The organism is Limosilactobacillus vaginalis DSM 5837 = ATCC 49540, from assembly GCF_000159435.1.
Taxonomy (GTDB): Bacteria; Bacillota; Bacilli; order Lactobacillales; family Lactobacillaceae; genus Limosilactobacillus; species Limosilactobacillus vaginalis.
Genome location: NZ_GG693414.1, coordinates 164,134 through 169,998, shown reverse-complemented (window position 1 = coordinate 169,998; position 5,865 = coordinate 164,134). Strand labels below are relative to the sequence as shown.

The following is a 5,865-nucleotide window of genomic DNA, read 5'->3' as shown; positions in this document are numbered from 1 at the left end:
TCATTTAGTCACCTTCTTGGTGGCTTTTTTCTTTACCTCTTGAAACGAATTCACCAGCACAATCAGCATTGCGATTGCTACTGCTGTTAGAAATACTATCTTTGCCATTACATTTCCTCCAAAATCTTTAAGTGTGGGTCTTGGTGAGCTTCGTATTGCTTCTCGGAATAAAATGATTCGAATTTCTGATATTCCTTTAAGTCGATTCGCCCATCAAAAAGGAAAACTTTTCTCCATTGCGGATAATGCTCCTGTGCCCAAGTTTTTCTTCGCCAAAAGGTTGCTCTTGACATTGGCTTGTTATGTTGAACGCTCCATTCTTTACGAAACTCTTCATTAGTTAATTGGTACCTGCATGGATTCATATAATCGCCTCCTTATTGATTTATTACCATCCGAACACGTTTGCTATACTTAAATCATCTCCCAATGAAAGGAGGTAACACTTATGCCAAAATACTCAAGCGACGAGCTTAAAATGTTTGAAAAGCAAGACCATTTGTTACTTGATATGGAATTGAAAAGGGCTAAACAAAGTGGTAAAAGTCAATTCAAAGTAAATGTTCAAGCCTTTGATGAAGTTCCTGATTTCAAGCAGCATATTTGGTCTTGGGCTTCTAAGAACGGCATTAGTTATTCAGAAGAATATGATGAATTTATATTTCATATCTCTTGATTAGTGATAGTGACCGAACTGTTGAAACGTCAAAGTATTTACTGTTAACAATTAGTTCAACCTTTAATGAATTAGGGTTTCCAAAATCGGTTCTATCTTGAGTAATTCGCTGATACAGAATGCCATTGTAGCGATTGCTTTCGATAGTTGTTACACCGATTGTTCTTCTAAATGTAAAAGCAAAATTCAAATCGCTATCTTTGATTACAAGTACTCTCAGTTTTTCTTGGGGGTACTTTTTTTGTAATTCATGAAGCTTATCTTTTAAGTTCGTCTTCATCGCCTCCTTAGTTAATCTCATTCGAAAAGTTTTCTCTCTTCTCTACTAACTCATGGAATACCATTCGTGCTAAATCAACTTGGCTTCCCTTTAACTGGTCAATCTGACTTATTCCTGTCACAAATCGAATTGCGCCATAAATAAAATTCTGCTGTGTTGAAAAGCTTCGACTCATCGTTTTATGGGAATGGCAGTAATTTGTAATTTCACTGCGCAAATCAATCCATTCTCTGCTGAGTCTGGGCTTGCGCCGGTCAAGGTATTCCGTGTATTCCGCAAACTCTTTTGCGGTCATTTCTATTTTCATTGCATCACTCCATTCCTGCATAAGCGACGAATTTTTTGCGCCATTCATCTGACTTTTTGCCATGCTGCTTTTCAGCAACAATTGAGCTTACATACATTTTCGACAGCCCGAACTTGTTAGCTATTGCTTGTTGAGTTGATGGCTGCAATCCCGCTCTTTTGTTTCTTAAAAGTTGAATTGTCATTCTCTCTCTATACGTAAGATTCGGCATCATTTCACCTCGCTTAGTTATTTTTCAAATATAATTGACTTTAGTTAGCTTTTAGACTATTCTTAACTTAAAAAAATAAGCTTACATATAAGCTATTTATTTTTGTTAGTTCTTTTAGTCTTTTGACTATTGTCAACTTATGTAAGTGCCTGTCAATCAACTTACAAGTAATACTATAATAGCCTTTTGACTAATTGTCAACTACAATATTAGTTTTTTAACTATTAAATTATTCGAAAGGCCGTACAAAAATGAATTTAGCAGATAGAATTAAAGATTTAGCAAACAAGCACGGAATAACTATCGCAGAACTAGAGCGAAAAACAGGAATCTCAAATGGGCAAATATCCAAATGGAACGTTAGATCACCTAAAACTGAGAATCTTGAAAAAGTTGCTAATTATTTCCACGTCTCATTAGATTATCTAATCGGAAATACAAGCAGCAATAAAACAGCCGATCTAGATGACGATGATGTCATTTTTACCTATCAAGGTAAGCCGTTATCAGACGAAGATAAAGCTTTAATAAAACGGTTGATGAACGGGAAGGATTAGTATGAATAACTTGATCTCTTATTTGATCAATTACGGATTTGACCGAGGAATCTCTTCAACTTTAACTGAAGAACTTCCACCAGATTTCCCTTCAAGTGCTAGTAGTAAATACCAAAAGGTACTAATCAATATGAAGTGGCGCAATAAATGGGAAGTTCCTTTCTCGTTTGCTCATGAATTGGGACACTTAATCAATCATGATGAAGGCGTTAACTACTATCACTCAGTAACTGTGCACACAAAAACAGAATATCGTGCTAACTGTACAGCAATCGATATTCTGCTCTCTTATTGTTATGACAATGATATTGAGATTGATAATCCAATTACTTTTTGTGAGCAATTTGGGGTACCAATTAATCTTGAATATATTGTTGACCTAAAAATGAAGAATTTAATGTAAGGAGAAATTACTATGGGATTGTTTTCAAGTGACGAAGATAAAATTAGAAAAATAGATAAGCAACTTTCAGATGTTAATAAGGAGTTGTTATACAAAAAAACTCTAAAATCAATGTATGATAACACTGAATCAAACTCAGAGCTTACAAGCTTAGATGCTGCACTAATTCTCCATCACGACTTGCAGGAAATCAAAGAAGAGTTGAAAAAGATGAATCAAAAATAGCCGCCTGTTATGACGACAGATTGGGGAATAATTATGAAAAAAGTAGGTTTAATTTGTGCAGCATTATTAGTATGTGGAAGCTTAACCGCTTGTGGTAGCCAGTCTACAAAGGCAAAAAATTCAAGTAGTGAAATCAGTAGCCTAAAGAAAGAAAACTCTCAGCTGAAACACAAACACCACAAGAAGCAAAACAAAAAGAAGCAAAGCTCTAGTAGCTCGGCTTCTTCAAATAATAGTCAAAATGTTCAACAACAAAGGAACGTTACTCAAAGTACCCCTCAACAGGGACAAGCGAGTCAGCAAAATAATCAACAGGTAAACAGTGATCCAACTCAATCAGGTGATATTCATAGTTTCGTAAACCAATATGGAGTATCACCAGCCTTGTATAAGATGCAACACTATGGCATGAGTCAACAACAGGCACTTGATTCAACGCCGGACAACATGAAAACATCTGGTGAATTACAGACTCAGCACTTAATGGAAAGTCAATAAGCCCCTCCGGAGAAAGGACGTGTAAATATGGACCCAAATCAAATAGAGGCATGGAAAGAGTTTATCCCTGAAAGCACTTTGGAGCTTCTGCTCAATCCAGTGGCAAAGGGCGTTGGTTACACAGTTGCAGGCTTGTTTTATGCCGTTTTTGGTAAGATAGCTAAATATGGGGCGGCCAAAAACAGTGAAATAGATGACCTGATAAACAAGACTGCTAAGAAAATTAAAGAAATACCCGAAAATAAACAGACTAATGCCAATAATGGAATAATGTTAAAAGGCTTTGAAGACTCGAGATACGTATTGAACGATGGCCTAATGAGAGAATATTTTTCTAATTTAATCTCTAAGGCGGCTAATAAGGATTACTCAGATAAAATTACACCATATTTTTCAACGGTGTTGGGTAATTTATCTGTCGCAGACGCCCTATTCTTACAGAATTTTAGAGAGGGCAAAAGGCTAATTCCAGCAATTGCTATTGCCAAAATCAGGTTCGTTGATACCCACGATTCAGTGTCATTTAGTGACTATATGCAAGACATTATTTTAGAGTACAATGACGACTCCAAACCTACTCTTAAAGAACATTCTGAACAAATAGATACTTTAGAATCATTAGGAATATTAAGGAGGAGTTACGGTATTTCTAACGAATCAGAAAAAGACGATCTTAGCAAAATGGAACAGCTTGTTGACTCGATGGATCTTAAACAAAAGTTAAATGGTAAATTCAATATCAATCTTAATTCTGCTAACAATCATATTTTCATTACAAAACATCAATATGATAATTATAAGTTTATTCCCGGGAGCTTGGAATTGACTAATCTAGGAAAATCATTTGCCAGAATCGTACTGCTTTAACTTTTTATAAAGCCCCAGCTTTTTTTCGAATCGAGTTTCAGTCTGTGACAAAAAGTGTGTAAGGAAATCACTCATAATACGCATTGCAAAAATTGTTATTGCTGAGCTTAGTACGACACTAATAGCTACTGAAATAATTATAGTTTTAAGCATGGTTATCACCACCGAACATTAGTTTATTTAATTATAGCACCGCTCGTATCCTAAACCCGTCGAAATCGACGGGTTTAAAAAGATACTTAAAAGAACATATGTACGAAAGGAAGACTTTCTCATGAACAAAGAAGAATTACTAGAATACATTGATAACAACTCAAATGCCGTTGCTAACTTCAAAGATAAAGTCAGAGCAGATCAACAAGTCAAAAATAAAAAGCGACAATCAGCTAAACGATGGATTGACGCACGGATTGGACGTCAAGTTGATAAGTTCACCGATCAATTTATTGGAAATATTTACGACAAGCTCGCTCGAGCAATTAAAGCTAACAATCATACCCCTAAGGAAAAATGGATTAAATTTATCGAAGAAAATGAACTATTAGATGATTTAGAAGAATCAGTTAGCATGATTGATTTTGAGGAGGAATAACTATGTGGAAGCAACAACGAGATAAAAAGTACCGTTTTTTTGAGCAATACAAAGACCCACTGACAAATAAACAGAAAACCGTAAGTGTAACCATGAATGACGATAAGAAGAAGACCGCTAAACAGGCTCAAATAATACTTAACAATAAAATCAACAAAATAATAAGCCGAGTTAAGCGAACTACTTTGATTCATAATGTTACCTTCGAATCTTTACTCACTGAATATCTTGATGATGAAAAGAAAAGAGTCCGTCGTTCAACTTACTATAACCATATGACTATGAAACGAACCCTTCTAAGCATTCTCCCTCCAGATTCGTTAGTTGAAAATATAACAGCATTGGTTATCTCACAGAAATTAGAAGAGCTTATGTATGGTGACAGAAAATTATCTAGTGGTTATGTATCAAAGTTCAAGTATTTCTTACACTCTATATTTGATTATGCTGTCGAACACTCTTATATCAAATCTAATCCCGTAAACGATGTCAAAATAAATTACAAGTCCCCTATTAGTGGTCAACAAATACAAAATAAATTTCTGGAAGAAAGCGAAATGAAGGCCTTGCTCGATTACACATATAAGCGAAACAAGAACTATGCTCAACTATTCGAATGGCTTTACCTAACAGGTTCAAGGATTGGCGAAGCAACTGCTCTTAATTTCGATGATGTCTATAAAAAAGATGAACGTTGGTTCGTAAATATTGACGGTACCCTCGAATATAACCATATTAAAATATCTCAACAAAAGAAAAGTGAACATACAAAAACAGCCTCATCTACAAGAACCGTTATTCTTCCAGAAAAGGCCGTTAAAATATACTTTGATCGTAAACATAATCATAATAGCAGAGATTTTATCTTTTGCACGCAAAATGGAACACCAATTCAAACCTCGGCTGTAAATTCATTTTTACGTACAGCAAAAAATAATCTCAAAATCGACAAGCCACTAAGTAGTCATATTTTCCGTCACACTCATATTTCAAAATTAGCAGAACTCGGTGTTCCCCTATATGTAATTCAGAAAAGAGTTGGGCATAGTAACGGAAATATTACTCGACAGATTTATCTTCATGTAACACAAAATGTTATTAATGAGGAGGCAGCTAAACTTGATAATTTGTAGAAAAACCTACCAAAAACCTACCATTAGCTTTTTGGTTATTATTTTTTTACCCTGTTTCTTACCCCAAATTAAATTTAAAAACAAAAAGAACCCTTGCTACACAAGGATTCTCTCTT

The 5,865-nt window shown here is 35.0% G+C and carries 12 protein-coding genes; 8 read left to right on the top strand and 4 right to left on the bottom strand.

Annotation, left to right across the window (positions count from 1 at the left end; translation table 11 throughout):
* Nucleotides 1-107 precede the first annotated feature (107 nt).
* Nucleotides 108-365, bottom strand: a complete 258-nt coding sequence (locus HMPREF0549_RS06025) for a hypothetical protein (RefSeq protein ID WP_003717377.1) — start codon at nucleotides 363-365, stop codon at nucleotides 108-110.
* An 83-nt stretch (nucleotides 366-448) separates the two neighbouring features.
* On the opposite strand from HMPREF0549_RS06025, the gene HMPREF0549_RS06020 reads away from it, so the two are divergent.
* Nucleotides 449-676 carry a hypothetical protein gene (locus tag HMPREF0549_RS06020; RefSeq protein ID WP_003717376.1) on the top strand — a complete coding sequence of 76 codons (228 nt, stop codon included), beginning with the start codon at nucleotides 449-451 and terminating at the stop codon, nucleotides 674-676.
* On the opposite strand, the gene HMPREF0549_RS06015 is transcribed toward HMPREF0549_RS06020, so the two are convergent.
* From HMPREF0549_RS06015 to HMPREF0549_RS10240, 3 genes are read right to left on the bottom strand one after another with little or no spacing between them, the layout of a single operon-like run.
* Nucleotides 657-956, bottom strand: coding sequence for a hypothetical protein (locus tag HMPREF0549_RS06015; protein WP_152378531.1), 300 nt, complete (start codon nucleotides 954-956; stop codon nucleotides 657-659). The genes HMPREF0549_RS06020 and HMPREF0549_RS06015 overlap by 20 nt on opposite strands.
* A 7-nt stretch (nucleotides 957-963) precedes the next feature.
* A complete protein-coding gene (locus HMPREF0549_RS06010; RefSeq protein ID WP_050754867.1) occupies nucleotides 964-1,263 on the bottom strand; it encodes a hypothetical protein in 300 nt (99 codons plus the stop codon).
* Between the two features lie 4 nt (nucleotides 1,264-1,267).
* Complete coding sequence (locus tag HMPREF0549_RS10240) at nucleotides 1,268-1,474, bottom strand: sigma factor-like helix-turn-helix DNA-binding protein (protein WP_040531427.1); 207 nt, start codon at nucleotides 1,472-1,474, stop codon at nucleotides 1,268-1,270.
* 251 nt (nucleotides 1,475-1,725) lie between these two features.
* Here HMPREF0549_RS10240 and HMPREF0549_RS06000 point away from each other — a divergent pair, with 251 nt between their 5' ends.
* The 7 genes from HMPREF0549_RS06000 to HMPREF0549_RS05970 all read left to right on the top strand — a co-directional run bounded on the left by HMPREF0549_RS06000 (nucleotide 1,726) and on the right by HMPREF0549_RS05970 (nucleotide 5,749).
* Entirely contained in the window at nucleotides 1,726-2,031 is a 306-nt protein-coding gene (locus HMPREF0549_RS06000) for a helix-turn-helix domain-containing protein (protein ID WP_003717372.1), read from the top strand.
* Nucleotide 2,032: 1 nt separating this feature from the next.
* A complete protein-coding gene (locus HMPREF0549_RS05995) occupies nucleotides 2,033-2,434 on the top strand; it encodes an ImmA/IrrE family metallo-endopeptidase (RefSeq protein WP_003717371.1) in 402 nt (133 codons plus the stop codon).
* A gap of 12 nt (nucleotides 2,435-2,446) precedes the next feature.
* Complete coding sequence (locus tag HMPREF0549_RS05990; RefSeq protein ID WP_003717370.1) at nucleotides 2,447-2,659, top strand: hypothetical protein; 213 nt, start codon at nucleotides 2,447-2,449, stop codon at nucleotides 2,657-2,659.
* 33 nt (nucleotides 2,660-2,692) lie between these two features.
* On the top strand, nucleotides 2,693-3,157 hold the full coding sequence (locus HMPREF0549_RS05985; protein WP_040531425.1) for a hypothetical protein: 465 nt from the start codon (nucleotides 2,693-2,695) through the stop codon (nucleotides 3,155-3,157).
* A gap of 27 nt (nucleotides 3,158-3,184) precedes the next feature.
* Nucleotides 3,185-4,024, top strand: a complete 840-nt coding sequence (locus HMPREF0549_RS05980) for an Abi-alpha family protein (RefSeq protein WP_003717368.1) — start codon at nucleotides 3,185-3,187, stop codon at nucleotides 4,022-4,024.
* A 274-nt stretch (nucleotides 4,025-4,298) separates the two neighbouring features.
* Nucleotides 4,299-4,616 carry a hypothetical protein gene (locus tag HMPREF0549_RS05975; RefSeq protein WP_003717367.1) on the top strand — a complete coding sequence of 106 codons (318 nt, stop codon included), beginning with the start codon at nucleotides 4,299-4,301 and terminating at the stop codon, nucleotides 4,614-4,616.
* A 2-nt stretch (nucleotides 4,617-4,618) separates the two neighbouring features.
* Nucleotides 4,619-5,749 carry a tyrosine-type recombinase/integrase gene (locus HMPREF0549_RS05970; protein ID WP_003717366.1) on the top strand — a complete coding sequence of 377 codons (1,131 nt, stop codon included), beginning with the start codon at nucleotides 4,619-4,621 and terminating at the stop codon, nucleotides 5,747-5,749.
* Nucleotides 5,750-5,865: the final 116 nt, after the last annotated feature.